The following is a 26268-nucleotide window of genomic DNA, read 5'->3' as shown; positions in this document are numbered from 1 at the left end:
ATGAAAAAAATTACATTTGCATTTCTCTTTTCTACATTTTCTTTATTTGCACAAAATAGCGATGCAGACTGTGATATTTTACTCAAAATAAACAAACTGCTTCAAAAGGAGCATTATAGCCCTAAGCCGGTAGACGACAGTTTATCGGCTTATATTTTTGATGAATTACTGAATGACCTGGATCCTTCAAGAAATATTTTTCTGAAGTCACAAACTGATTCTCTTTCGAATACATACAGGCTTCAATTGGACAATCTTATTTTAAAAAAAGACTGTTCCTTTTTAGATAATATTAAAAAAATATACAAAAAATCGCTTGCAAGAAATAAGACAATTTTAGAGAAACTAAATGAGCAGGCTATTGATTTCAATATAAAAGACACTATCCGCTTTAAGGATAAAAACTTTAATTTTTATCTCAAAGCAAACGAAGTTGAAAAAGCCTGGAATAAAAAGATACGATTCGAAATATTCAATGATATTGCAGGAAAAAGCAAGAATCTGGATTCCTTAAAACTAAATTTCAGCTCACTGAGCCAAAAATCTAAAAAAGATATTATAGAAAACGAGCTTTGCAAAATCAATTCCTCACTTTCCAACGACAAATCTTTTGAAGATAATTTTTACAATATATTCAGCAGTTATTTTGATCCTCATACCAATTATTTTAGCGACGACACCAAATCGAGTTTTGTTTCTACCTTGTCAAAAGAGAAACTTTCCTTAGGGCTGGAAGTTGGGATAAATGAGAAAAATGAAATAATAGTAATCGAAATCGATCCAAACGGTCCCGCATTTAAAACAGGAAGAATCAAAAAAGGAGATCAAATAGTAGCAATATCCAATCAAAAAGAAACTTTAGAAGTTTCCTGTTCTTCATTACAGTCCATTGCAACCTTAATATCATCCGAATTAAACACAAATATTACATTAACACTTAAAAGGAATTCTGGCAAAAGCTTTAAGGTAAATATTGAAAAACAAGTTTTAAAAGATGACCAGAATACGGTTTACAGCTTTATTGTTGACAGAGATATCAGAGTGGGATATATAAAAATTCCAAGTTTTTATTCCAGTTTTGATGGAGAAAACAATCAAGGATGTGCACAGGATGTAGCGAAGGAAACCATCAAATTGATCCAGGACGACATAAAAGGGCTGATTATTGATTTGACTGACAATGGTGGCGGATCGATGGAAGAAGCAGTAAAATTGGCAGGATTATTTATTGACCGCGGACCAATTTCAATAGTAGTAGACAATAAGAAAGAGCTATCAGTAATAAATGATCCATATAAAGGAGTAATTTACAAAGGCCCAATTATTATTATCATCAATGGAAATTCAGCCTCTGCAAGCGAATTTTTTGCTGACATTATGCAAGATTACAACAGGGCCGTCCTGATAGGAAGCACATCACTTGGAAAAGCAACTATGCAGACTATTCTGCCTTTAGAAAAAAAAGATGAACACCATTTTGTAAAACTTACCGTTAGCAAATTTTATAGGATTACCGGAAAAAGCCATCAAGCGATTGGCGTAATCCCGGATGTACCCATTCCAACAGTTTATCAGGATATTCTTCAAAAAGAAAGTGAATTTCCTACAGCTTTAAAAAATGACACTTTAAATTCAAGAATCCGCTTTACTCCATATGTTACCAATGAATTAATCGAATCACTAGCACATAAGAGCAGAGAAAGAGTAGCAAAAGATTCCTATTTTAATTCCATTATTAATCTCAACGCAAAAATCGACTCTGTTATAGACAAATCAAATCTGGAAATCCCCATGACATTAGATGCCATTTTTAAAAACCAGACCAGTATTATCAACTTATCCGAGGAGATCAATAATTTTGCAAAGGATGATCTAAATTTGAACGTATCAAATTCTGAATATAACAAATCACTGCTGCTTCTTTATCCTTCGCTTTCAGAATACAATAAAATACAGCTCGATAATTTAAGATCCAATCATTATCTTAATGAAGCTATATCCATCATAAACGATTATAAAGCGTTAAGACGGAATAATTAAATATATTTTTAAAAAGATTTTCTATAGTTTTTGGAAAAATAAGGAATAGCTGTATTTTTGTATTCCAAAATAAAAATAAGAAATGGGAAGAGCATTTGAATTCCGAAAAGGTAGAAAAATGAAACGCTGGTCTGCAATGGCCAAAGCCTTTACCAGAATTGGTAAAGATATTGTAATGGCAGTAAAAGAAGGAGGTCCAAATCCTGACGCCAATTCAAGACTAAGAGCTGTTATTCAAAATGCAAAGGCCGCCAACATGCCAAAAGACAATGTTGAAAGAGCCATCAAAAAAGCAACTGACAAAGACACTGCCAATTATAAAGAAGTATTATTTGAAGGATATGCTCCTCACGGTATCGCCCTTTTGATAGAAACAGCTACTGACAATAACAATAGGACAGTTGCCAATGTAAGAAGTTATTTCAACAAATGCAATGGAACTTTGGGAACACAAGGATCTGTAGAATTTATGTTTGATCATACCTGCAATTTCAGAATTCCTAAAGAAGGTATCGATCCTGAAGAACTGGAATTAGAATTAATTGATTTTGGTGCAGAAGAAGTTTTTGAAGACGAAGACGGCATCTTGATTTATGCTCCTTTTGGAAGCTTTGGAACTATCCAGAAAGAATTAGAAAGCAGAAATTTAGAAATATTGTCTTCCGGTTTTGAAAGAATACCGCAAATCACAAAAAAACTGACTGAAGCAGAAATGGCTGATGTTGAAAAACTGATTGAAAAAATGGAAGAGGATGATGATGTGATGAATGTATATCACACTATGGAAGAGTAATCCCAAAGCAAATAAAAGCAAAACGCTCCATTTATTTTGGAGCGTTTTTTTTGTTTAGTATAAACCAGTCATAGACTCTGGCAATAAAAAAAGCTTCAAAATCACTTTCGAAGCTTCTATTTTAACGATGAGTATGAATATTATTTTGCTTTTACTACTAATCTAAATCCTTCCCCATGAATATTTAAAATCTCTACATCCTCATCCTGTTTCAAATACTTTCTAAGCTTAGCAATATAAACGTCCATGCTTCGAGAAGTAAAATAATTATCATCTCTCCATATTTTTGTCAATGCTAATTCTCTTGGCATTAAGTCATTTTCATGCAAAATAAGCATTTTAAGCAATTCATTTTCTTTTGGTGACAACTTAATAGGCTCCTCATCTTTGAATGTCAAAAAACGAAGTTTTGAATTCAAATGAAATTTGCCAACATTGAATTCAAATTGAACCACCTCTGTTTTTACATCAGAAGCTTTTCTTTGAATAATAGCTTTAATTTTCATCAATAAAACTTCAGAATCAAAAGGTTTGTTCAAATAATCGTCAGCTCCAGCTTTATACCCTTTCAGCACATCCTCTTTCATAGATTTTGCAGTAAGGAAAATAATAGGCACATCATTATTTTTTTCTCTTATTTCTTTCGCTAGAGTATAACCGTCCTTATATGGCATCATCACATCAAGAATACATAAATCGTATGTATCTTTTTTGAACTTTTCAAATCCTTCCATACCATTTTTAGCCAGAACAACTTCAAAATCATTCAGCATTAAATAGTCTTTTAGAACTGCACCAAAATTAAGGTCATCTTCTACTAGTAATATTTTCTTATTTGTATTTTCCATAGTCTAATTTATTAAAGGTAATTTTATAATGAAGGTACTTCCTTTTCCCTTTTCACTTTCTACATATATTTGGCCATTATGATCGTCAACAATTCTTTTTACATAAGCCAGACCTAATCCGTGACCTTTTACATTATGTATATCTCCAGTATGTTCCCTGTAAAATTTTTCAAAGATTCTTTTCTGGGCTATTTTACTCATCCCAACACCATTATCTTTTATCTTGACAAGAACCATGTCCTTAACATTTTCGGTATAGATATCAATCTTAGGAATGTCCGGAGTGTATTTTATTGCATTTTCCAAGATGTTAACTATAACATTCGTAAAATGAACATCATTTAATAAAACTATTTTTCTGACAGCTCCAAAATGAGTTGAAATACTGCCTTCTCTATCTTCCAGAATCAAATTAACATGTTCAATCGCATCATTGATAACTTCTTCGATATCGCTGGATTCTTTAATAATATTAAGCTCTTTCTTCTCTAGCTTCGAAATTCTCAAAACGTTTTCAACTTGCGCATGCATTCGTTTATTCTCGTCCCTGATCATTTCAAGGTATTTAAACACTTTTTCTTTATCTTCAATAATCTTAGGATTCCGGATGGCATCCAATGCTAAGTTTATAGTTGCAATTGGCGTTTTAAACTCATGCGTCATATTATTAATAAAATCATTTTTGATTTCAGAAATCTGTCTTTGACGTATCAGCTGGTTCAAAGCTGATGTATATGCAATAATAATAATCAATGTAAAAATTATAGACAATATTGTAATACTGACCAATTGTGACAATAAGAACTTCTTCTTGTGTGGAAAAGCTACTAAGAGCTTGTATTTTTCAACTCCTTCATTGTCCGTAAAAACTGGTATAGAATAAGTAACATCCTTATCATATACAAAATTGTCTGATTTAATTTTGGTTACTATTCCGTTGCTTAAAATCCCAAACTCAAACTTCGTTTTTACACCATATTCTTCTAATTCCTTCTTGATTAATTTATTCAATGCATCATTAGAAACTCTTTCCTCAAGTGGCTTTGCTGATAAAATATCTTTATTTGAAATTTCAAAAATAAATTTATCCAGTATTCCAAGGTTTCCAACTTTCTCAATTTTAACATCAGGCACTAAACTCTGATTAACAGTCGAATTATCAATTGAACTATTATTATAAATCTCAGTTATTCTATTAGAACTAAAGCTTTTAAATTTATTATTGTCGAATTTTTTATCAAATGAGGGCAAAGAAATGTTATAATTCTTTGATTTGACGTTATTTGAGTAAACAATAGTTTTATTTGTTTTTGGATTTTTCTGGACATAATAAAATTCCAGCAGATCCTCTTCTTTAGGAGCTATTCCGGTACTGTCAATTTTTCTATTAATTTTATTATAAAAACTATACAGTTCCTGCTGTTCCAGTTTTTGAGCTACATTTCCTATAACCTGCTTAACATGAAACTTAAATTGTTCATCATTGTTCCTAAATGAAGTATTAAACCAATACACTTGCACAAGAATTATCCCGATTAAGGATAAGCTCATTAATAACACAAGTAATCTAAAAAATAGTTTATTCATTCAAGCAAAATTAATATTTTAACAATATAGTAAATAATGCATTAACCAAACATTAACATTTAAGAGTTCATTTGTTTAATTCCTAAAATTTTAAGAATTTTAACAATTTCTAAGTTTAAACCCTCCATACTGGTATTTTCAATAACAAAATCACTTTTTGATGATTTATCTTCATCATTCCACTGATTTTTCATTCTTTCCAAAACTTTTTCACGCGTAGTGTTATCTCTTAAAATCACTCGTTGTATCCTAATTTCGAGAGGAGCTACTACATTTATAATAAAATCACAATCTTTATAACTCCCGCTTTCAAATAAAATTGCACTTTCATAGATTATGTACGATATATTTTGAAATTCTGAAAGCCATTTTTTGAAATGCTGTTTTACAGCAGGGTGTACAATACTATTGAGCAAAGCAAGCTTTTGGGGATTATTAAATACAATTTCGGATAGTCTTTCTCTAATTAAGACATTATTTTCAAAAATTGAATCACCAAATTCATCTCGAACCCTGCATAAAACACTATCGGACTGCATTATTTTTTTTGCTTCCTGATCAGTTATGTAAACTGGTACTCCGTGTGAGGCAAATTCATTGGCAACTGTTGTTTTGCCACTCCCTATTCCACCAGTCAAACCAATTATTTTTACCATATTAGATTTTAAAAAACAATTCTGGGAAAACCTTTTTTGGATCTTGTTTTAATATAATTACATTGATGTACGATTTCAAAAAACCTGTACCATAGCCATAAAACTGCTTCCAAGCGGCAATTAATGACAAATAACCTATTTTAACACTCTTATTCTGTATTGAAGACAACAAAAACAATGCCAAAAAATAACAAAAATAAATTTTAAGAAGAATATCTTTATTAAAAATCAGCAATAATAAAGATACAAAAAATCCTATTATAAAAAACGTTGGAAAGAAAAAAGTTAATTTGCTGTATTTAGGATACCAGCTATTGAGAATTGGCCTTGCTTTGCCAAACTTACTCACTTGAATAGTGAATTTATCCCAATCTATTCTCCTTTTATGATACACGAAAGCATTGCTGAAAAGCCGTGTTTCGTAACCCATTTCCCATAAACGGATGGATAAATCAGGATCTTCGCCGGGATGAATATTTCCAAAACCTCCCGAAGCCCTAAATGCTTTATTAGACAAGCCCATATTAAAACTTCTTGGCTGGAACTTTCCAATTTTTTCAGAACCGCCTCTGATACCTCCTGTAGTTAAAAAAGAAGTCATGGTGAAATTTATAGCTTTCTGAATATCCGAAAAACTGTCTAATGCTTTATCTGGACCTCCAAAACAATCAACATAATCATCCTGAAGCGCTTTATCGACTTCATTCAAATAATGAGGCGGAATAATACAATCCGAGTCGAAAATTATAAAATAATCTCCTCTGGCTTTGCTCATTCCGTAATTTCTGGAATCTCCAGGACCTGAATTTTCTTTATAATAATACGAAATATCAAGCCGGTCACCATATTTTTGAGCGACATCCTGACAGCGGATTGTGGAACCGTCTTCTATCAGTACAATTTCAAATATTTCCTCATAAGTTGATTTTGCTAAACTCTCTAATAATTCATCTACTTCATCAGGACGATTATAAACAGGAATGATCAATGAAAACAACATAATGGTAATTGGGTTATTATTTTTTAATGCTTAATTCTAAATTTCGGCAAAGGTACTCTTTATCAATAAAAAAACCATCATCTTGACAATGATGGTTTATATATACTTAACCTTTTTATATTTTATTCAAACATTTCCATTACTTCCTGGCTGACTCCCATATTAGAGAATCCACCATCATGCAATAAATTCTGCAGTGTCACTTTTCGGGTTAAATCAGAGAACATGACAACAATATAATCAGCACATTCAGCAGCTGTAGCATTTCCCAATGGTGACATTTTATCTGCAAAAGCAATAAAACCTCCAAATCCTTTAACACCTTGCCCCGCTCTGGTAGCAGTTGGAGATTGCGAAATAGTATTGACTCTCACTTTTTTATCTCTTCCAAAAAAATAGCCAAAACTTCGAGCAACTGACTCCAGAAATGCTTTATTATCGGCCATATCATTATAATCTGGAAAAACACGCTGCGCTGCCATATAAGAAAGCGCAATTATACTTCCCCATTCATTCATAGCGTCTTTTTTATATAAAACCTGCATTAATTTATGAAAAGAAACTGCCGAAACGTTCCAGCCTTTTTCTGTAAATTCATAATTTTGATTCGTATAATGATTCCCTTTCCGAACATTTACTGACATTCCAATAGAATGCAAGACAAAATCAATTTTACCACCAAGAATTTCAACCGCTTTATCTACTAAGGCTTCCAGATCAGTAATTGAAGCAGCATCGGCAGGGATAACCTGACATCCAATTTTTTCGGCTAATGTATGAATATCTCCTAATCGCATTGCTGCCGGCGCATTTGTCAGTACAAAAGTCCCGCCTTCATCATGAATGCGTTCTGCAGTTTTCCATGCTATAGAATTTTCATCTAACGCCCCAAAAATAATCCCTCTTTTCCCTTTTAATAAATTATACATATTTTTTATAAAATAAAGTTATAAAAAAAAACACCTTACTCCCTTGATTTTTAATCATCAAGCTATAAGGTGTTTTTTTTTTGAAAATATAAAATAATCTGATTAGCGAATTATGCGATACTAGGAATAGTAACTATTTCATTTGTATCTGCTTTATAATCTACTCCATCAAAGCCAAAACCAAACAGGTTATAAAAATCAGTTCTATATCCTTCTAAATCTCCTATTTCAGAAAGATTATCAGTTGTTGCCTGTTCCCAAAGTTCTGCTACTTTTGATTGCACATCCTCTCGCATTTCCCAATCATCGATACGGATTCTGCCTTTTTCATCAGTAATAATTGGTTCACCTGTATAGAGTCTTTGCTGATACAAACGCTGAATCTGCTCAATACATCCTTCATGAATTCCTTTTTCTTTCATTATTTTATACAATAAGGAAATATACAATGGAATTACTGGAATTGCTGAACTTGCCTGAGTTACCAAAGCTTTGTTTACTGAAACATAAGCCTTTCCGTTAATAGCTGCTAAACTGTCTGAAATAGTAAATGCTGTTGCTTCTAAGTGATCCTTGGCACGGCCAATTGTTCCTTTTCTGTAAACAGCTTCTGTCAATGATGGACCAATATATGAATAAGCTACAGTTGTTGCTCCTTCGGCCAAAAGATTCTCAGCTTTTAAAGCATCAATCCACATTGCCCAATCTTCGCCACCCATTACGGCAACTGTATTGACTATATCTTCTTCATTGCAAGGCTCAATAGAAACCTCTGAAACTTTTCCTGTATGAAAATCTACTGTCTTATTTGTAAATGTACTTCCAATAGGCTTCAAAACCGAACGGTGCAAAACTCCTGTATTAGGATTTAAGCGTACTGGCGAAGCAAGACTGTAAATAATTAAATCAACCTGACCCAAGTCGGCTTTGATAAGATCTAATGTTTGCCTTTTTACTTCATTTGAAAAAGCATCACCATTGATACTTTTTGCATATAAACCTGCTTTATGAGCTTCATTTTCAAAAGCAGCTGAATTGTACCAGCCTGGAGAAGCAGTTTTTCCTTCGGAAGGTTCTTTTTCAAAAAATACGCCGATTGTAGCAGCATCCGAACCAAAAGCACTAGTGATTCTAGAAGCTAAACCAAAACCTGTTGAAGCTCCTATTACCAATACTTTCTTAGCACCAGCAATAGCTCCTTTTGATTTCACATATTCAATTTGATTTTTAACACTTTGTTCACTTCCTTTTGGCTGGGCAGTCAAACAAATAAATCCTCGCATTCTTGGTTCTATAATCATAATTCGTTGTACGTTAATTTATATGGTAATTCTTAAATTTTAAAATTAAATGAACAAATATAGCCCAATTATTTAGTTCAACAAGGCTTTTGCGTGATTTAAGGCAGAATCAGAAATAACTGTTCCCGATAACATTTGTGCTATTTCAACAACTCTTTCCTCGTCAGTCAGTAATTTCAATTCCGATAGCGTGTCATCGCCTACAGTCGATTTAAATACCTTGAAATGTTCAGTACCCTTGGCGGCTACCTGAGGCAGATGAGTGATAGCAAATATTTGCATCTGTGTACTCATTTCTTTCATAATTTCTCCCATTTTATTGGCAATTTCCCCAGAAACTCCCGTGTCAATTTCATCAAAAATCAATGTTGGCAATTTTGAATATTGTGCCAAAATAGCTTTTATAGCCAGCATAATCCTAGACATTTCACCTCCTGAAGCCACTTTTTTTAACAACCCAAAATCTGTTCCTTTATTGGCAGAAATTAAAAACTGCAGTTCGTCTTTTCCATTTTCAAGATATGTCGAAGCTGGATTTAATTCTATTCTAAAACGAACATTCGGCATCCCTAAAGTCTCTAATATAGTGATTAATCTTTGAGACAATAAAGGAATTGCCTGCTGGCGATTATTATGTATCGTGTTGCAGATTTGATCCAGATTTTTTGAACTGCTGTCAACTAAGGTGGTTAATTTAGTTATCTCCTCATCGATATTCCCTAATTCCAATACCGAATTTTCCAAAGCATTTTGCATTACAATTAAGTCCTCAACTGTACTGGCTTGATGTTTTTTTTGCAGATTATAAATTAATTGCAGCTTTTGGCTAATCAGGTTTAACTGTTCAGGATCATTAATTAATTTTTCAGAACAGCGGTTCAGCTCAGTTGTGATATCTTCAAATTCAATTTTCAAACTTGCAATCCTTTCAGACAACAGATTATAATCTGTAGAAAAACTGGCAATTTTCTGAATAGCATTTTTGATCTCATTCAAATTATGCAATATTCCTATTTGCTCTTCATTAGCAATAGCTAATGATTTATCCAGGGATTCTTTGATAATTTCTACATTATTTAACTGCTCATAGTTTTCTTCAAGAACTTCCTGTTCACCAGGCTTCAGCTTTGCTCCGATAAGTTCTTCCAAAAGAAAAGTATTGTATTCCTGCTCTTTAGATGCTTCTGATTTTCTTTTGATTAAAGCATTTAACTTGCTTTTATCAGCCTTATATTTTTTTAATTCTGATTGATATATATTAATTATATCCAGATTATCAGCAATAGCATCAATAATTTTAAACTGAACGACTTCATCAGACAATTCCTGAGTCTGCTGCTGTGAATGAATGTCTATTAAAAACAAGCCAAGCTCCTGAAGTTCCTGCAGATTTACAGGGCTGTCATTTATAAATGCCCTGGATTTACCCGAAGGTAAAATTTCTCTTCGTATGATAGTATCATCTTCATAATCCAGGTCATTTTCTTCAAAAAAAAGACGGAGGTTATATTTTGAGATTTCAAAATGCGCTTCAATAACACACTTTTCTTCTTTGTTTTTAAGAGAAGCCAAATCAGCTCTTTTCCCTAGAGCTAACCCTAAAGCTCCTAATATTATCGATTTACCAGCACCTGTTTCTCCAGTAATTATCGAAAAACCCTTCGAAAAATCGATTGTTAATTTTTCAATTAACGCATAGTTTTTTATAGTTAGTGAAGTTATCATTAATTAAGTATAAATATTGATTGGGTTATAAAGAAAGCAAATATCAAAACTAATATTTTAACGACTGCCACTTATTTGAATTTGATGGAGAAGTCCGGTTTAAACTTTCTACAAGATCATTTATTGATATGCTGGGACCTCCTGTAAATATAGATACAATTTCATCTGATTTTGAATCCATAAAAACACGTAATAAATAGGAATTTGGTTTGGTCTCATTTAATTTTGACAAGTTTATCAAAGAGCCTTTTATCAATTCTTTTGCTTTTTTGAGATCTTGACTCATGGCATCTAATCCCGAATAATACTGAAAGCTGGATTGCCTGATATCAGCATAGGTCGGAGACAGTAAATCATTAATCAAATAATACCTGCTCATAGCACCATCTGACTGATTCCAGCCTTTATGACCGCCCTGCTGTGCGAGATTTGCTATATTGAGCGCTTCTTTAAAATAGCGGTCGCCAATGAATGGAACAAAGGTATCTGCGTCCATTCCTAAAATCACATAGGAATAAAACGATAAAACCGAAACCAGATTAGAATCAAAACTGGTTGGAATGTATGTTAAATTTTCAAATTCGGTGTAATTAAACGTAAAATCCTTGTCATTTATATTCAGGACAGGAGAGGAATAAGTAGAATTATAAATACTTCTGGAAGATTGCACTTGTATATTGGCAACAAATTGATCGGAACCATAACTCGATACCGTAATATACATCGAGCAGCTGATTCTCTCCTTTTGTGAAAGCATCTGACCTGTCCAATCAGTTTTATTTACAAATTCACTTATAGCTGTTTCTAATGTTTTAAAAACCTGCTGATTGGCATTATTAACCTTTTGGGTATTTAAAGTCACTGTACAATTTAACTGCTGGGCTTGCAGGAAGCCACAGCAAAAAAAGAAAAACAAGACAATTTTACCCATAAAAATGTGCTATTACTTTGTTCAAAATATCATCTGCTACCTCTTCTTTAGATTTTAATTCTAAAAATTCAATATTAAAACCATTATCAATAAAGGTAACCTTATTAGTCGGTTTTCCAAACCCTGCTCCTTCATCCTGCAAAGAATTTAAAACTATCAAATCTAAGTTTTTTTTCTGAATTTTTGATTTAGCATTCTCAATTTCATTTTCAGTTTCCAGTGCAAAGCCAATTAAATATTGATTTTTTTTCAGCTCTCCCAAAGAAGCTAAAATATCCTTAGTTTTTTCCAGCTCAATTGTAAAATTATCAGCTGTCTTTTTTATTTTCTGATTAGCTGCATATTTAGGCCTGTAATCAGCAACAGCCGCTGCAGCTATTGCAACATCCACATCTTGATAATACTTATGACACGCATCATACATTTCCTGAGCTGAAACAACTGGAATAACTTCAACTAAAGGATTTTTGATAGTACAATGTGTTGGTCCCGAAATCAGCTTTACTGTCGCTCCCAAATCAGCCGCACTCTGAGCAATATCAAATCCCATCTTTCCAGAAGAATGATTCCCTATAAAACGCACGGGATCGATTGCTTCATAGGTTGGACCTGCGGTAATTAGTATTTTTTTTCCTTTGAGAGGCAATTTGCTTTCAAGATCAGCTTCTAGAAAAGATACGATGTTTTCAGGTTCGGCCATTCGGCCTTCACCGGTTAAGCCACTGGCCAATTCACCACTTTCAGCTGGTATCATTATATTTCCAAAAGTTTTCAGGGCGGCAAGGCTTTCAATCGTAGAAGGATGTATATACATGTCTAAATCCATTGCTGGAGCAAAATAGACAGGGCATTTTGCAGACAAGTAACAAGCAAGCAGCAGATTGTCACACAATCCGTTTGCCATTTTAGATAAAGTATTGGCTGTCGCTGGCGCAATGAGCATGATGTCAGCCCAAAGACCCAATTCTACATGATTATTCCATTGCTCATTTTTATCATCTGTATTATAAAATTCAGAGAAAACCGCATTTTTTGATAATGTAGATAAGGTGAGTGGAGTTATAAAATCCTTAGAAGCAGGTGTCATTATCACTTGGACATGCGCACCTGCTTTTATGAAGAGTCTAACTAATGAAGCCGTTTTGTATGCAGCAATTCCGCCAGTAATTCCCAGCAAAATCTTTTTTCCGCTTAAAACTGACATTAGTATATATTATTTATTTGCTTCTCTGTGGTAAATTTTACCATCTAGCCATTCCTGCACAGCTAAAGCATGTGGTTTTGGAAGTTTTTCATAAAATTTAGAAACTTCAATTTGTTCTTTATTTTCAAAAACTTCTTCTAAACTATCATTGTAGGTAGCAAATTCTTCTAATTTCTCAGTCAATTCTTTTTTAATTTCAGAATTGATTTGATTTGCTCTTTTAGCCATAATTGTTATCGCCTCATACACATTTCCAGTAGGTTCTTCAATAACTGTTTTATTGTAAGTTATTGTATTCACTGGAGCATTTGTCTTTTTTAAATCCATGACTTTATTTATTTATTATATTTTTGTAATTCAACATCAATTTGAGCTAACTTTTCGTCCGCTTTATTTTTGTATTCAGTAGCTGGCTTGAATTTAACCAGATTGTTATAACAATTTTTCGCTGTAGCCAGTCTCTCTTGTTTCTTTGTAAGAACACTGTTTATTGCTAATAAGTAAGCGGCATCAAATTTATAATACAAGGCTTTTTCTTTATAGGAAGTCCCTGGATAATCTGCAATAAAATTATCAAATGCGATTAAGGCTGATTTGTAATTTTCAATTTTATAATATTCGAATGCATTTTCATACACTTTACGTTCAATCTTACTGTTTAATTTTTTGGAAATCTCATTCGCTTCGGTAATATATTGCGAATTTGGATATCTGTCAATAAACGCTTGCATCTTTTCAATGGCCTTAAAAGTTTCGGTTTGATCGATACTATAAACTGGTGAAAGCATAGCATAACTTTTAGCACCTAGATAAGAACATTCTTCTGCTTTTTCACTCTTTGGATACCCTGAATTAAAGCTGTCAAATTGGTAACCAGCCAAATAATACTGTCTTGTCTTATATAAAGACTGAGAATACATGTAAAACAGTTTTTCACCTTGTGGCTTCCCTCTGTATGATGGTGCTAATTGCTCAAAAAGACGGATGGCTTTTGAATATTTACCTGCATCATATAACTTAGTTCCAACATCAAACTTAACAGCTACGTCTTCCTTTTTTAATGCTTCTTGATATTCGCTGCAAGAACTAAAAAACAAAACAACAAGCAATACAGATATTATTTTTTTCATTTCATTCACTGATTTTAATTTTATTGCCTTGTGTATATATACAATAAAAGCCACCAAAGTTAGGTGGCAAATTTAGGTATTAATTTAGCTAATACAAAATATTTCTTTTGTTAAAAAAAAGAGACAAATTTTAAGATTTTTTAACCATCTTCTTAACAAAAAGATCCAATCTGCTCGATAATGATTCATTTACTGATACCAATGGCAAACGCAAAACATTCTCTGCAATACCCAGAATTTCAAACACTTCCTTTATTCCTGCCGGATTTCCCTGCTCAAAAATCATATCGATACAATCGGATAATAAATATTGAAGCTTAAACGCCTCGTCTACTTTTCTGTTCAATCCCAAACGTATCATTTCAGAAAATTCTTTTGGAAAACCTTGACCGATTACTGAAATAACACCAGAACCCCCAGCCAAAACAATTGGCAAAGCAATCATATCATCACCCGAAATCACTAAGAAATCTTTAGGCTTGTTTTTTATAATCTCCATCGCTTGAACCAAATCACCAGCTGCTTCTTTTATTGCAACAATGTTTTCAAAATCATTTGCTAATCTAATTACAGTTGACGGCAGCATATTACTAGAAGTTCTTCCAGGTACATTATACAGGATTACAGGTTTTGGAGAAGCTTCGGCAATTGCCTTGAAATGCTGGTATATTCCTTCCTGTGACGGCTTATTGTAATATGGAGAAACAGACAGAATAGCCTCAAATGCGGATAAATCTCTTGTACGCAATTCCTCAACAATTTTCAATGTATTATTTCCTCCTACACCCAGAACCAACGGGAGCCTTCCTGCATTTACCTCGATTACAGTTGCTATAACCAGTTCCTTCTCGTCTTCTGATAGTGTTGCATTTTCGGCTGTAGTACCAAGAACTACAAGATATTCAATACCGCCATCAATCGAAAAATTCACAATTCTGCTTAGCGCTTCAACATCAACTGTAAAATCGTTTTTAAATGGTGTTATCAGGGCAACTCCTGTTCCTATTAATGATTGCATAATATAATTTTATATTTTGTTTAATATTTTTAAGTAACGAAATAATTCTTTAATAAAACCTTTGTAATCATCTGAACCAATATTTATCAGTATATGAAACAGTCTTTTATCAACTGCTGAAAAACCAGCTTTAAATTTTGCTTTTGAATTATTTGTCAAAAGCATTAAAAAAGGCTTTTCCTCGATATAATAATTGATTAATACATCAAACTCATCTGAAATAAAATCCTTTATTACCTGATTACAGAACTCACCTTTAAAATTTAAATCATGGAGGCCAAATGTTGGCTCCAAATAAATTTCCTTTTTTTTAAAATCATCACGAAATGCAATAACTTTAATGTTTTCTTCCAAAATTCCATTGGAAATTATTTCTTGTTTAAGAGCTTTTGTATTTATAAAATGACTTTCATCAACTATCAAACCTACTCTTGAAAGAGAGCTATTCAACGATTCATCTTCTACGTTGCATAGTTGCTTCTTCAAGTTTTTTTTTAATAAAAAGGCTTTTATAACATTTAAAAACATAGCACTTTATTAGGTTACAAATTTACTTATTTCAGTCACAATTGAGCCAGCAAATCTAAAAAACTAAAACAGATTTTAAAACTTTTTGTTACATTCTTAACATTGTAAAGTTAATTTGGAAATGAAATATAAAATTATGGCAGACAACAAATCAACAAGGAACATAGAAATTCAAAAGGAAAGAAACATTTTTACAACTCAAGAATAAACAGCACCATCTTCTTTGTCTTTTTCCAGAAAGTAATTTACCATAAAAAAATAGGACAAGAATTGTGTAATCAAGCTCACTAGTGTAAAGGCATAATTATAGAAGTAGAACTTATATAAAACAAAAAAGACATCTGTTATAATAAAACAAATACTCATTAGCATGCCATTGAAAAAAGCATAACTCCCGCTCTTGATGTAGTTTATAATCGAAATTAAACTCAAAAGAGTTAAAATTACTCCAAACACTGCGTATAAAGAAAAATCTAATTCCAAGTTTTCCAATTTCAGATTTAAAACAGAATAACAAATTAAGCTTAGGAAAAAAACCAAGAAAATAAAAGGAATTGCATCCTTGAAGCCAAATTGAAAAGACTTCCATTCTTTTAAAGCAATGCACAATAATAAAACGTAAACAAATAAAACACACAGAAAAGAACCCATAGCCGACTCCCCTATTCTTAATGTATTAAAAACATCCCTAACAAAAAACGCCAAAAAAATAATCGCTTTTAAAGATGATATTTTATAATTATTACAAACCAGGTAATAAATAAACAAAGAGGGAATTATCATCGACTTGGTATAAAGCACCAACATATCGTGATCCAATAATTTAAATATAATGGCTAAAATTGAAGTGACAAAAAATAATATCAATGAAGGAGTACTAGCTTTCATTCAACATTTTTATAAATTGATCTTCGGAAATTATTGAAACGTTCAACTTTGTGGCTTTTTCCAACTTTGCCGGCCCCATATTATCCCCTGCAACAACATAATCCGTTTTAGCCGATATGGAACTGCCAACTTTACCGCCATTATCTTCGATAGCTTTTTTAAGCTCGTCTCTAGAATAAGTCGAAAAAACACCCGAAACCACAAAGATTTTCCCTAGGAATTTCTCGGTCGCATTTGGATTTACCTTTTCGACAATCTCAAATTGCACACCATAACTTTTTAATCGTTCAATAATTTTCTTGTTTTCTTCATTCTCAAAAAACTCGATTACGCTTTTGGCAATTCGTTCGCCAATTTCATCAACCAGAATCAAATCCATAAGAGTCGCCTGCTGTAATGCATCAATGCTTTTATAATGCTTTGCCAGTTTCTTGGCAACTGTTTCTCCTACAAAACGGATTCCAAGTGCAAATAAAACGCTCTCAAACGGTATTCCCTTTGATTTTTCAACGCCGTTCACCAGATTCTCAGCCGATTTTTGTGCCATCCTTTCCAAGTGAAGAATATCTTCCACTTTCAATTCATACAAATCGGCATAATTATGCACTAAATCATTTTTATAAAGCAAGGCAACCGTTTCGCCTCCAAGACCTTCAATATCCATCGCTTTCCGCGAAATATAATGCTGGATTCTTCCAATAATCTGTGGAGGACAGCCATAAAAATTAGGGCAATAATGATTTGCTTCCCCTTCGGTCCGAATCAATTCGGTTTGACATTCCGGACAATGGGTAATGTATTTTGTAACTACTGAATTTTCAGGGCGTTTATCTAAATCTACAGCAATAATTTTGGGAATAATCTCCCCGCCTTTTTCAACAAAAACAGTATCATTTATTCTGATGTCCAATTTTTCAATTTGATCGGCGTTGTGCAACGAAGCTCGCTTAACAATTGTTCCTGCCAATTGTACCGGTTCAAGATTCGCAACTGGCGTAATGGAACCAGTTCTACCCACTTGGTAAGAAATGGAATTTAATTTTGTTGAAACTTGTTCTGACTTAAATTTATAAGCAATGGCCCAGCGTGGGGATTTTGCAGTATAGCCCAATTCCTGCTGATGCAGAATGCTGTTAACTTTCACAACTACACCATCTGTTTCATAAGGCAGATTATGACGGTGTACATCCCAATAATCAATAAAATCAAAAACCTCTTGTATGTTATTAGCCAATTTGGCTTCATTCGGCACTTTAAAACCCCATTTTCTTGCAGATTCCAAACCTTCAATTTGTGAAGAAAAAGGCAGGTTATTACTAGTCACCGAATACAACAAACACTCCAAAGGACGTTTTGCTACTTCGGCACTATCCTGAAGTTTTAAACTTCCCGATGCCGTATTTCTTGGATTTGAATAAGGTGTTTCTCCAATTTCAATCAATTCCTGATTCATTTTTTCGAAACCTTTCAATGGCAGGATAATTTCGCCTCGAATATCAAATTTATCAGGATAATTACCCTTTAATTGCAAAGGAATTGATTTTATTGTTTTAATGTTATTAGTTACATCATCACCCTGAAAGCCATCGCCACGAGTCAAAGCCTGAGCCAATTTTCCGTTTTCGTAAGTAATACTGATTGAAGCTCCATCATATTTTAATTCACAGGTATACTGCAGATCGACATTACCTAGCCCTCTTTGAATACGCGCTTCCCAATCTAACAAATCTTCCTTGGAATATGAATTATCCAAAGAATACATACGATATTCATGCGGAATAGTCTTGAAATTTTTAGTAACTGTACCTCCTACTCTTTGCGTAGGCGAATTAACATCAAAAAATTCAGGATGCTTAGTCTCCAAATCCTGAAGTTCCTTTAATTTCATATCAAACTCATAATCAGACAATGTGGGATTATCCAATACGTAATAATTATGATTGTGAAGATTAAGTTCTTCCCTAAGCGTTTGAATGGTATCCTGTATATTCATAAACAAAAAAAATGGCTATTCTAGTCGATTTAACAATCTACTAAAATAACCATTTTAAAGTTTAAAAATCAAATTTATGATTCAATAATTGTATTAATTTGATTATATAATTGTCCGTCACTCAAAATAGATCCCTGCTGAATCAATTGAAAAATAGAAAGATTACGTTCTTCGGTAAACTCTTTTTTACCCACTTTCATTTCGATAGTATCCGTAAACATATTATCACTTAACCATTGCAATCCATCCTTCGTCAAGAAATCAACATCGGGAACCAGTGATTTTAAAACAATTGATTTTACGTAGGTATCAAAACAATGAAACAAGAAAATATGATTTTTAGAGAAAAATTCCAAATAAGTCGCTCTGGTCAAAACGCCTTCCCAAACTAAATCTGAAAAAACATCCAATTCCTGCTCCGCTACTTCCGGTTTTTCAGTTTTGATTTGATCCCATTCAGCCTTATCAATCGCCTGAGTTGCCAAAAAATTAGTAAACTCCTGCGTTAATTCTTCAAACTGCTCTTTGGTTAACCTAGAATATTTCATTTTTTTAAAGCTTTATGCTATAAGCTATAAGCCGTAAGCAAAATTCATGCTTGCCACTTAACTTAAAGCCTTTTGATTAAACAAAAAAATCCCGATTTTCATCGGGATTTCAATATATACATTTAAAAATTATGCTTTTTCAGCAACAATTTCGTATGCTAATTCAACGATTACATCTCTGTGTAATCTTACAGAAGCAGTATATTTACCAGTACGTTTAACGATACCAGAAGTAATGAATTTTCTATCGATCTCTTGACCGCCTTTAGCTAAAGCTTCAGCGATATCAATGTTAGTGATAGATCCAAATAATTTTTCACCACCCGCTTTTGCAGAAATTTTAATTTCGATAGCTTTCAAAGCTTCAGCTAATGCTTTTGCATCTGCTACAACTTTAGCTTCTTTATGAGCTCTTTGTTTAAGGTTTTCAGCCAATACCTTCTTTGCAGAAGCAGTAGCCAAATGAGCAAATCCTTGTGGAATCAAAAAATTACGTCCATAACCAGCTTTCACTGTTACTACATCATCTTTAAATCCTAAATTCTGAACGTCTTTTCTTAAAATAAGTTCCATGTTGTTGTCCTTTGTTTGAGAAGTTAGGTTTCATTATAATGAAAACCAACAACTGTTAATTTTTAATTATTTCAATAAATCGGCCACGTATGGCATTAAAGCTAAGTGACGAGCTCTTTTTACAGCTACAGACACTTTTCTTTGGTATTTTAATGAAGTTCCTGTTAAACGACGAGGAAGAATTTTCCCTTGCTCATTAACGAATTTCAATAAGAAATCAGCATCTTTATAATCGATATATTTGATACCTGATTTTTTGAAACGGCAATACTTTTTAGTTTTGTTAGTTTCTATGTTCAAAGGCGTAAGATATCTGATATCCCCGTCTTTTTTTCCTGAAGCAGATTGTTGTAATGTTGCCATGATAATTAAGCTTTTTGAGATTTAAGTTTTGCTCTTCTTCTTTCTGCCCAAGAGATAGCGTGTTTGTCAAGACTTACAGTTAAGAAACGCATAACTCTTTCGTCACGTCTGAATTCAGTTTCAAAAGCAACAAGAACTTCTCCAGCAACTTTGAATTCGAATAAGTGGTAAAATCCGCTTTTTTTGTTTTGGATTTCGTAAGCCATCTTTTTAAGACCCCAGTCTTCTTTAGATACCATTTCTGCTCCTCTACTAGTAAGAAAATCTTCAAATTTGCTTACTGTTTCCTTTACCTGAACCTCAGATAAAACGGGATTTAAAATGAAAACAGTTTCATAATGATTCATAAAAAATTTATTTATTTGTTAAATTGGGTGCAAAAGTAATCTTTTTTTTCGAACAAACAAGTTCCAAACAATTATAATCGATGAACGGAGAAAAAAAAATCCAATTTTTAAAATTAAATCAAAAAAAAAACTATTTTTACTCTACCAAATCAAAAACCAGATACTATGAAGCTAAACTGTGTTGTCGTTGATGATAGTTCAATACAAAGGATGATTATTGCAAAGCTTGTTAATAATCATACCAACTTAAATTTAATCGGAGATTTTTCGAATGCAATTGAGGCCAAAAGCTGTATGACTGTTCATACTGTTGATTTGATATTTCTTGATATTGAGATGCCGGTAATCAGCGGTTTTGATTTTCTTGACGGCCTAAAAACCAAGCCTCAGATTATTTTCATTACTTCAAAGGCAGAATATGCAATGAAGGCATTTGATTATGATGCAACCGATTATTTACAAAAACCTATTTCCATTGAACGATTTAATGCCTCTGTCCGCAGGGCGATTGACCATTTCCTTCTTAAAAAGGAAAACAAGGAAGACGAAGGAGAACATATTTTTATTAAGAGCAATCTAAAAAAACTAAAAATATTTACTTCCAAGATCAAATGGATTGAAGTTTTTGGTGATTATGTAAAAGTAGTTACCGAAGATGACAGCAATCTTGTTCTTTCTACGATGAAATCCTTTGAAAATGATTTATCAAAGGAGAAATTTATCAGGGTGCACAAATCATATATTGTGAATATTGATAAAATTGACCGTTTCAACAGCAAATTTGCCGAAATCGGAGTAACAAAAATTCCTCTGAGCCGAAATAAAAAAGAAGACTTAGTAAAAGCACTTGCCTATTCGTAAAAAACTACTTTAATAGAAATCCACATTTACAGTAACCTTAATGGATCTGTATTGTGAAACAGCCTCAAAACTATTCAGTATCTTCTGAATAGTTTTTTTTGTGCCTCCAATGGAATTATTTTGAGGAATTTTAATAATTATTGTCCTTATATATTCATTTCGGATTCTACTGATTGCCGGCTCTTCGGGGCCTAAAACCGGCATGGCAAGATTCTGGCTCAGCACTTGATACAGCCACATAGCTCCTTCCTTTAGTTTATCAAAATCACGCTGTTTCAATGTTAGTTTTATAACCCTGAAATATGGCGGGTACTTATATATCTGTCTGTCATACAATTGTTCATTATACATTCCTATATAATTGGAATGAGTAACCTGCTGTATGGTATTGTGATTTGGGTTATACGTCTGGATAATTACTTTCCCTTTTTTATCAGAACGTCCGGCACGTCCCGCAACTTGGGTCATCATTTGAAAACTTCTCTCGAAAGCCCTAAAATCAGGATGATACAGCATTGTATCGGCATTCATGATTCCAACCAGATTCACATTTTCAAAATCCAGACCTTTGGCAAGCATCTGTGTACCCACCAAAATATCAAACTCCCGATTTTTAAAACTGTCAATTATTTTTTCGAAACCAAATTTCCCACGTGTTGTATCCTGATCCATTCTTCCGATTTTGGCATTTGGAAAAATGGTTACAAGTTCTTGTTCTATCTGCTCCGTTCCCAGCCCTTTTGTAGTCAAATCGACACTATGACAAGCATGACAATGCGTTGGATTTGCGATAGAATAACCGCAGTAATGACAGCGCAGTTGGTTTTTATGTTTATGATAAGTCAAACTCACGTCGCAGGACTGACAATGAGGAACATGTCCGCAGGTAATGCATTCTATAATCGGTGAATATCCTCTTCTGTTTTGAAATAAAATTACCTGTTCTCCCAGTGATAAAGACGCCGTAATTTCTTCAACCAAAACATCGCTGAAATGACCGTTCATTTTTTTTCGGAAATACTTATCCTTTAAATCTACAAGCAAAACTTCAGGCAGACTTGAATTTCCAAAACGTTTCATTATTTCGACAAATCCAAACTTACCCGATTTAGCATTATAATAGGTCTCAAGGCTTGGCGTCGCCGAACCTAAAAGCACTTTCGCCTTGTGCGCATTGGCCAAAATAATAGCCGAATCACGGGCGTGAAACCTAGGAGCAGGATCTGACTGCTTAAAAGTCTGCTCATGCTCTTCGTCTATAATTATAAATCCCAAGTCATAGAAAGGCAGAAACAAAGCTGATCTGGCACCAATAACAATCTGGGCTTTTGGCGCATTCAATAAAACCTGATTCCAGACTTCCACCCTTTCGTTATTACTATATTTCGAATGAAAAACAGCCACTTTATTTCCAAAATGCGCTCTGATTCTGGAAACCAATTGAGCAGTCAAGACAATTTCCGGCAACAGATACAGCACCTGCTTTCCCGTGTCCAGATATTCCTCTATAAGCTTAATGTATATTTCTGTTTTTCCGCTTGACGTAATTCCGTGTAAAAGACAAACTGATTTTTCCTCAAAACTTTCTTTTATGGAATCAAAAGCTTTTTGCTGATCTGAACTCAACTGCAGTTCATCTTCCCTTCCTTTTCCGGCAAAATTAATTCGATCTTCCTGCAGGTAATACTCTTCCAAAATTTCTTTTTCGATCAATGCCTTCACGATCGCAGGAGAAGATTGAGCAGTTTCTACCAATTTTTTAACGGTAATCGGCTTTTTTTCGGAAGCGCTTAATTGGAAATAATTCAAAACTATTTCCTTTTGTTTATTGGCACTTTTTAAAATTTCAAGCAGGTCTTTTAAACCGTCATTAGAATCGTATTTCGAATGTAATCTCACATATCTAACCAATTTTGGTTTGTATGTTTCCTGCAGTTCTTCCTGAAGCACCAGAACATTTTTATCAATCAGTTTTTGAATAACAGGAAAAATATTCTTCTTATTCAAAATCGAAATAATATCCTGAATTTTTAACGAACTCTGCTGTTGTAAGGCTTCATAAATCAAATACTCATCATCCGAAAGTAAACTTTCATCAACAGAAGCATCATTTTTTTTTGTAATTAACGTTTCGCTTTCCAATAACAAGGCACTTGGCATCGCATTGCGGTACACATCACCTATGGCGCACATGTAGTAATCGGCGATCCACAGCCAATGATTGATTTGAAACTCCGTTACTAATGGAGCGGTATCTAAAATTTGATGAATTTCCTTGGCCTCATATAAAGCTGGTGTATTATTGTGAATTTCAATAACCAAAGCCGTGTAGATTTTGTTTTTCCCAAAAGGTACCGTAACCCTCATCCCCTTTTTTACAAAAAGAAATTCAGCCTCCGAAACTCTGTATGTAAAAGTTTTGGCAAGAGAAAGCGGTAAAACAACTTCAACGAAATGCATGGATGATTTTAGATTATTAGACTTCTGAATTATTAGACTATTTAGATTTTAGGACTAAATAATAAAACATCTATTCTCTCTCAATTCTATTTCTTAACCTCTATTTGCTTATTTGACTCTTGTCCAGTATTGAGTTCTGCCAACAAGTGCGATCCCAATATAACCGCGAAGCTTTAATTTGTCCGGAGATTCCAATGTGATATAGCATTTGTATTTTTTTCCGTTTTCAGGATCTAAAACTGTTCCTCCATTGTATTCTTCTCCATCTTTTTTAAGACCATTCATTATAACCATTCCTAAAATCGGTTTGTTTTTCTCGGCTCCATCACATTTTGTACAAACATCTTTTTTGTGTTCTGCACGAAGTATCTCGACAACCCTGCCATAAATCTTTCCTGATTTTTCGTAAACTTCCACAATTGATTTTGCTTCTCCGGTTTCGTCATCAATGGTTTTCCATTTCCCCAAAACCGTCTGACCCTGAACGCTAAAAGCCATTAAAAAAAACATTACTAAACCAAATGCGACACTTCTTTTCATTTTTCCTTAAATTATTGATGCAAAAATTATATTATTCGAAATTAATTTCTCGAATTACTCTTCGCAAGAATACAAAATTTCATTTAAACAATACCATTTATTATAAAACTTTAATTTTCCGATCTGCTCTTTTTTAATTTACGAATCGTTGCATTCAATTCAAATCCCAACAATAAAATCATGCAGTTAATCCAGATATAAAACATCATAATTAACAATGTCCCGATGGAACCATACAATTCATTATACTTTGAAAAACGCAACACCCAAATTCCAAAAAAATAGGATGAAATAACTATAAGCACTGTAGTAAAAACCGAGCCAACACTGATAAATGGCGGTTTATGAGACTGCTTGGTCCCGTATCGCAATAAAACAGACGATGTAATCAGAATCATCAATATTACAAAAATATATCTTCCCAAGATAATCAGCGGTATGCGGTCGCTCAGCACATCCTGTATCGCCGTGCTTTGAATCAAAACCTCAAAAACCACTATAATTGCAACCGTCAGAAGCAAAAGCACTGAAAGCAGTAATGAAATACCCAATGCAACTAAATACTGGCTTAAGAAACCTCTTTTTTCCAGCACATGACGCGATGACTCAAATCCGCCAAGAATTCCGTTGATACCATTTGCCATCAGGAAAATAGACAAGAAAAACCCAGATGAAACCAGTCCCGAATGACTATTATTAAGAATATCATTTATAATATTGGCAATGGCATCATAAGTATTGGGCGGAACCCCCTCTTTTACAAATTCCAAAAAATCATCCTGAAACCCTTCAATAGGAATGTAAGGTATTAAATTTAAGATAAATAAGGCAAACGGAAATAATGCCATAAAAAAGCTGAATGCAACCGCACTGGCATGATACGAAAATGCTCCATCGATGATCCCCTCGAAATACAATTCCAATAAATCATAAAAAGAAAATCCTCCCAAACCTGGCATCTTGATCTTCTTCAAGATATGCATCAGATTTCTGATAACTGGGATTTTTTCGATTTTTGCCTCGATCTTAAATGTCATAACCCTAAATCGCTTTCAAGCTTAAATCCATATTATAAACAGAATGCGTCAATGCTCCCGAAGAAATATAATTAACACCGCATTCTGCGTAATTGCGCATTGTTGTTTCATTGATATTTCCAGAAGATTCAGTTTGGCATTTGTTACCAATTAAAGCAACAGCTGTACGCGTATCTTCGTAATTGAAATTATCAATCAATATTCTGTGTACACCGTCACTTTTTAAAATCTCTTCAATTTCAGAAAGATCCCTTGCCTCTACAATAATTTTTAAATCCAGATTATTTTCTTTCAGATAGGCTTGTGTTTTGGCTATTGCCAAAGTGATTCCACCCGCAAAATCAATGTGATTATCCTTTAGCATTACCATATCATACAATGCAAAACGATGGTTTTCTCCGCCTCCGATTGTTACTGCCCATTTTTCAGCAACACGAAATCCTGGAGTGGTTTTTCTTGTATCCAATATTTTTGTATCGGTTCCTTTTAACAGCTGTACATAACCATTTGTTTTGGTAGCAATGGCACTCATTCTTTGCATCGAATTAAGAACGACTCTCTCTGACTTTAAAATCGACTGCGAACTTCCTGAAACATGAAAAACCACATCCCCTTTTTTGACTGGAGTTCCATCCTGAATGAAAGTTTCAATCTTCATATTTGGATCTACATATTCAAATATCATTTTTGCGAGAGCAACTCCTGCAATTATGCCATCTTCTTTTACCAATAACTTTGCTTTTCCCATTGCACTTTCTGGGATACAGGCCAATGAACTATAATCTCCTGGCCCTACATCTTCTCTAATGGCATTTGCAATTAATACCTTTAATTCATTTTGAAACTGCTCTTCAGTAATCATTTTTTTGTACTTTAATATGTGATGCTAAAGTAGGATTTATTTTGTGTATTTAAAAGTAAGTACACTTGAAAAGTTTACAATTTCTTGATTTATTTGTAGCTAAATA

26 protein-coding genes are annotated in these 26268 nt (G+C 33.4%); 3 read left to right on the top strand and 23 right to left on the bottom strand.

Going from position 1 to position 26268, the window contains the following annotated elements; all coding sequences use genetic code 11:
- Together ABEG11_RS06130 and ABEG11_RS06125 are read left to right on the top strand one after the other, a co-directional pair.
- A complete protein-coding gene (locus ABEG11_RS06130; RefSeq protein ID WP_348823305.1) occupies positions 1-2040 on the top strand; it encodes a S41 family peptidase in 2040 nt (679 codons plus the stop codon).
- 82 nt (positions 2041-2122) lie between these two features.
- Complete coding sequence (locus ABEG11_RS06125) at positions 2123-2833, top strand: YebC/PmpR family DNA-binding transcriptional regulator (protein WP_348823304.1); 711 nt, start codon at positions 2123-2125, stop codon at positions 2831-2833.
- Positions 2834-2973: 140 nt separating this feature from the next.
- On the opposite strand, the gene ABEG11_RS06120 is transcribed toward ABEG11_RS06125, so the two are convergent.
- The 19 genes from ABEG11_RS06120 to rpsF form a co-directional block, all read right to left on the bottom strand.
- Positions 2974-3681: a response regulator transcription factor gene (locus tag ABEG11_RS06120; protein ID WP_194640988.1), complete on the bottom strand. Its 708-nt coding sequence runs from the start codon at positions 3679-3681 to the stop codon at positions 2974-2976.
- 3 nt (positions 3682-3684) lie between these two features.
- Positions 3685-5268, bottom strand: a complete 1584-nt coding sequence (locus tag ABEG11_RS06115; protein WP_348823303.1) for a sensor histidine kinase — start codon at positions 5266-5268, stop codon at positions 3685-3687.
- Between the two features lie 59 nt (positions 5269-5327).
- Complete coding sequence (gene coaE / locus ABEG11_RS06110) at positions 5328-5924, bottom strand: dephospho-CoA kinase (RefSeq protein ID WP_348823302.1); 597 nt, start codon at positions 5922-5924, stop codon at positions 5328-5330.
- A gap of 1 nt (position 5925) precedes the next feature.
- Positions 5926-6924, bottom strand: a complete 999-nt coding sequence (locus ABEG11_RS06105) for a glycosyltransferase family 2 protein (RefSeq protein ID WP_348823301.1) — start codon at positions 6922-6924, stop codon at positions 5926-5928.
- A 122-nt stretch (positions 6925-7046) separates the two neighbouring features.
- The gene (locus ABEG11_RS06100) at positions 7047-7853 is read right to left on the bottom strand and encodes an enoyl-ACP reductase FabI (RefSeq protein ID WP_348823300.1); all 807 of its coding nucleotides are present in this window, start codon (positions 7851-7853) and stop codon (positions 7047-7049) included.
- Between the two features lie 110 nt (positions 7854-7963).
- On the bottom strand, positions 7964-9154 hold the full coding sequence (gene fabV / locus ABEG11_RS06095) for an enoyl-ACP reductase FabV (RefSeq protein WP_348823299.1): 1191 nt from the start codon (positions 9152-9154) through the stop codon (positions 7964-7966).
- A 72-nt stretch (positions 9155-9226) separates the two neighbouring features.
- Positions 9227-10879 carry a DNA repair protein RecN gene (gene recN, locus ABEG11_RS06090; protein WP_348823298.1) on the bottom strand — a complete coding sequence of 551 codons (1653 nt, stop codon included), beginning with the start codon at positions 10877-10879 and terminating at the stop codon, positions 9227-9229.
- A gap of 49 nt (positions 10880-10928) precedes the next feature.
- Positions 10929-11810 (bottom strand): type IX secretion system protein PorD, encoded by an 882-nt coding sequence (gene porD / locus ABEG11_RS06085; protein ID WP_348823297.1) that lies wholly within the window; start codon positions 11808-11810, stop codon positions 10929-10931.
- A complete protein-coding gene (gene coaBC, locus ABEG11_RS06080; RefSeq protein ID WP_348823296.1) occupies positions 11803-13014 on the bottom strand; it encodes a bifunctional phosphopantothenoylcysteine decarboxylase/phosphopantothenate--cysteine ligase CoaBC in 1212 nt (403 codons plus the stop codon). Before coaBC ends, porD begins: the two co-directional genes overlap by 8 nt.
- A gap of 9 nt (positions 13015-13023) precedes the next feature.
- A complete protein-coding gene (locus ABEG11_RS06075) occupies positions 13024-13341 on the bottom strand; it encodes a DNA-directed RNA polymerase subunit omega (RefSeq protein ID WP_035634966.1) in 318 nt (105 codons plus the stop codon).
- Positions 13342-13349: 8 nt separating this feature from the next.
- Positions 13350-14144, bottom strand: coding sequence for an outer membrane protein assembly factor BamD (locus ABEG11_RS06070; RefSeq protein ID WP_348823295.1), 795 nt, complete (start codon positions 14142-14144; stop codon positions 13350-13352).
- A gap of 130 nt (positions 14145-14274) precedes the next feature.
- On the bottom strand, positions 14275-15162 hold the full coding sequence (gene dapA, locus ABEG11_RS06065) for a 4-hydroxy-tetrahydrodipicolinate synthase (protein ID WP_348823294.1): 888 nt from the start codon (positions 15160-15162) through the stop codon (positions 14275-14277).
- Positions 15163-15171: 9 nt separating this feature from the next.
- Positions 15172-15690 carry a DUF6913 domain-containing protein gene (locus ABEG11_RS06060; protein WP_348823293.1) on the bottom strand — a complete coding sequence of 173 codons (519 nt, stop codon included), beginning with the start codon at positions 15688-15690 and terminating at the stop codon, positions 15172-15174.
- A 198-nt stretch (positions 15691-15888) separates the two neighbouring features.
- Positions 15889-16578: a hypothetical protein gene (locus ABEG11_RS06055; protein ID WP_348823292.1), complete on the bottom strand. Its 690-nt coding sequence runs from the start codon at positions 16576-16578 to the stop codon at positions 15889-15891.
- Positions 16568-18571, bottom strand: coding sequence for an NAD-dependent DNA ligase LigA (ligA, locus tag ABEG11_RS06050; protein WP_348823291.1), 2004 nt, complete (start codon positions 18569-18571; stop codon positions 16568-16570). The genes ABEG11_RS06055 and ligA overlap by 11 nt, the downstream gene beginning before the upstream one ends.
- Positions 18572-18645: 74 nt before the next feature.
- Positions 18646-19119 (bottom strand): DUF6495 family protein, encoded by a 474-nt coding sequence (locus tag ABEG11_RS06045; protein WP_348823290.1) that lies wholly within the window; start codon positions 19117-19119, stop codon positions 18646-18648.
- A gap of 129 nt (positions 19120-19248) precedes the next feature.
- The gene (rplI, locus tag ABEG11_RS06040; protein WP_348823289.1) at positions 19249-19692 is read right to left on the bottom strand and encodes a 50S ribosomal protein L9; all 444 of its coding nucleotides are present in this window, start codon (positions 19690-19692) and stop codon (positions 19249-19251) included.
- Positions 19693-19758: 66 nt separating this feature from the next.
- On the bottom strand, positions 19759-20055 hold the full coding sequence (gene rpsR, locus ABEG11_RS06035; protein WP_007138295.1) for a 30S ribosomal protein S18: 297 nt from the start codon (positions 20053-20055) through the stop codon (positions 19759-19761).
- 5 nt (positions 20056-20060) lie between these two features.
- The gene (gene rpsF, locus ABEG11_RS06030) at positions 20061-20402 is read right to left on the bottom strand and encodes a 30S ribosomal protein S6 (RefSeq protein ID WP_035634940.1); all 342 of its coding nucleotides are present in this window, start codon (positions 20400-20402) and stop codon (positions 20061-20063) included.
- 165 nt (positions 20403-20567) lie between these two features.
- Between rpsF and ABEG11_RS06025 the strand changes: the two genes are divergently transcribed.
- Positions 20568-21263: a LytR/AlgR family response regulator transcription factor gene (locus ABEG11_RS06025; RefSeq protein WP_348823288.1), complete on the top strand. Its 696-nt coding sequence runs from the start codon at positions 20568-20570 to the stop codon at positions 21261-21263.
- A gap of 9 nt (positions 21264-21272) precedes the next feature.
- Here the strand turns inward: ABEG11_RS06025 and priA are convergent, their stop codons facing one another.
- The 4 genes from priA to nadC all read right to left on the bottom strand — a co-directional run bounded on the left by priA (position 21273) and on the right by nadC (position 26162).
- The gene (priA, locus tag ABEG11_RS06020) at positions 21273-23723 is read right to left on the bottom strand and encodes a replication restart helicase PriA (RefSeq protein WP_348823287.1); all 2451 of its coding nucleotides are present in this window, start codon (positions 23721-23723) and stop codon (positions 21273-21275) included.
- 108 nt (positions 23724-23831) lie between these two features.
- Positions 23832-24263 (bottom strand): DUF2147 domain-containing protein, encoded by a 432-nt coding sequence (locus ABEG11_RS06015; RefSeq protein WP_348823286.1) that lies wholly within the window; start codon positions 24261-24263, stop codon positions 23832-23834.
- 110 nt (positions 24264-24373) lie between these two features.
- On the bottom strand, positions 24374-25300 hold the full coding sequence (locus tag ABEG11_RS06010) for a YihY/virulence factor BrkB family protein (RefSeq protein WP_348823285.1): 927 nt from the start codon (positions 25298-25300) through the stop codon (positions 24374-24376).
- A 4-nt stretch (positions 25301-25304) separates the two neighbouring features.
- A complete protein-coding gene (nadC, locus tag ABEG11_RS06005) occupies positions 25305-26162 on the bottom strand; it encodes a carboxylating nicotinate-nucleotide diphosphorylase (protein ID WP_348823284.1) in 858 nt (285 codons plus the stop codon).
- Between the last annotated feature and the right edge of the window lie 106 nt (positions 26163-26268).

Source organism: Flavobacterium aestuarii, assembly GCF_040049115.1.
In the GTDB taxonomy this organism is placed as follows: Bacteria; Bacteroidota; Bacteroidia; order Flavobacteriales; family Flavobacteriaceae; genus Flavobacterium; species Flavobacterium aestuarii.
This window is presented reverse-complemented; position numbering and strand designations above follow the sequence as displayed.

What these genes read in the sequence shown, in the direction of transcription:
- ABEG11_RS06130 (WP_348823305.1), top strand. Translation starts at nt 1, where the DNA reads ATGAAAAAAATTACATTTGCATTTCTCTTTTCTACATTTTCTTTATTT.
- ABEG11_RS06125 (WP_348823304.1), top strand. Translation starts at nt 2,123, where the DNA reads ATGGGAAGAGCATTTGAATTCCGAAAAGGTAGAAAAATGAAACGCTGG.
- ABEG11_RS06120 (WP_194640988.1), bottom strand. Translation starts at nt 3,681, where the DNA reads ATGGAAAATACAAATAAGAAAATATTACTAGTAGAAGATGACCTTAAT.
- ABEG11_RS06115 (WP_348823303.1), bottom strand. Translation starts at nt 5,268, where the DNA reads ATGAATAAACTATTTTTTAGATTACTTGTGTTATTAATGAGCTTATCC.
- coaE (WP_348823302.1), bottom strand. Translation starts at nt 5,924, where the DNA reads ATGGTAAAAATAATTGGTTTGACTGGTGGAATAGGGAGTGGCAAAACA.
- ABEG11_RS06105 (WP_348823301.1), bottom strand. Translation starts at nt 6,924, where the DNA reads ATGTTGTTTTCATTGATCATTCCTGTTTATAATCGTCCTGATGAAGTA.
- ABEG11_RS06100 (WP_348823300.1), bottom strand. Translation starts at nt 7,853, where the DNA reads ATGTATAATTTATTAAAAGGGAAAAGAGGGATTATTTTTGGGGCGTTA.
- fabV (WP_348823299.1), bottom strand. Translation starts at nt 9,154, where the DNA reads ATGATTATAGAACCAAGAATGCGAGGATTTATTTGTTTGACTGCCCAG.
- recN (WP_348823298.1), bottom strand. Translation starts at nt 10,879, where the DNA reads ATGATAACTTCACTAACTATAAAAAACTATGCGTTAATTGAAAAATTA.
- porD (WP_348823297.1), bottom strand. Translation starts at nt 11,810, where the DNA reads ATGGGTAAAATTGTCTTGTTTTTCTTTTTTTGCTGTGGCTTCCTGCAA.
- coaBC (WP_348823296.1), bottom strand. Translation starts at nt 13,014, where the DNA reads ATGTCAGTTTTAAGCGGAAAAAAGATTTTGCTGGGAATTACTGGCGGA.
- ABEG11_RS06075 (WP_035634966.1), bottom strand. Translation starts at nt 13,341, where the DNA reads ATGGATTTAAAAAAGACAAATGCTCCAGTGAATACAATAACTTACAAT.
- ABEG11_RS06070 (WP_348823295.1), bottom strand. Translation starts at nt 14,144, where the DNA reads ATGAAAAAAATAATATCTGTATTGCTTGTTGTTTTGTTTTTTAGTTCT.
- dapA (WP_348823294.1), bottom strand. Translation starts at nt 15,162, where the DNA reads ATGCAATCATTAATAGGAACAGGAGTTGCCCTGATAACACCATTTAAA.
- ABEG11_RS06060 (WP_348823293.1), bottom strand. Translation starts at nt 15,690, where the DNA reads ATGTTTTTAAATGTTATAAAAGCCTTTTTATTAAAAAAAAACTTGAAG.
- ABEG11_RS06055 (WP_348823292.1), bottom strand. Translation starts at nt 16,578, where the DNA reads ATGAAAGCTAGTACTCCTTCATTGATATTATTTTTTGTCACTTCAATT.
- ligA (WP_348823291.1), bottom strand. Translation starts at nt 18,571, where the DNA reads ATGAATATACAGGATACCATTCAAACGCTTAGGGAAGAACTTAATCTT.
- ABEG11_RS06045 (WP_348823290.1), bottom strand. Translation starts at nt 19,119, where the DNA reads ATGAAATATTCTAGGTTAACCAAAGAGCAGTTTGAAGAATTAACGCAG.
- rplI (WP_348823289.1), bottom strand. Translation starts at nt 19,692, where the DNA reads ATGGAACTTATTTTAAGAAAAGACGTTCAGAATTTAGGATTTAAAGAT.
- rpsR (WP_007138295.1), bottom strand. Translation starts at nt 20,055, where the DNA reads ATGGCAACATTACAACAATCTGCTTCAGGAAAAAAAGACGGGGATATC.
- rpsF (WP_035634940.1), bottom strand. Translation starts at nt 20,402, where the DNA reads ATGAATCATTATGAAACTGTTTTCATTTTAAATCCCGTTTTATCTGAG.
- ABEG11_RS06025 (WP_348823288.1), top strand. Translation starts at nt 20,568, where the DNA reads ATGAAGCTAAACTGTGTTGTCGTTGATGATAGTTCAATACAAAGGATG.
- priA (WP_348823287.1), bottom strand. Translation starts at nt 23,723, where the DNA reads ATGCATTTCGTTGAAGTTGTTTTACCGCTTTCTCTTGCCAAAACTTTT.
- ABEG11_RS06015 (WP_348823286.1), bottom strand. Translation starts at nt 24,263, where the DNA reads ATGAAAAGAAGTGTCGCATTTGGTTTAGTAATGTTTTTTTTAATGGCT.
- ABEG11_RS06010 (WP_348823285.1), bottom strand. Translation starts at nt 25,300, where the DNA reads ATGACATTTAAGATCGAGGCAAAAATCGAAAAAATCCCAGTTATCAGA.
- nadC (WP_348823284.1), bottom strand. Translation starts at nt 26,162, where the DNA reads ATGATTACTGAAGAGCAGTTTCAAAATGAATTAAAGGTATTAATTGCA.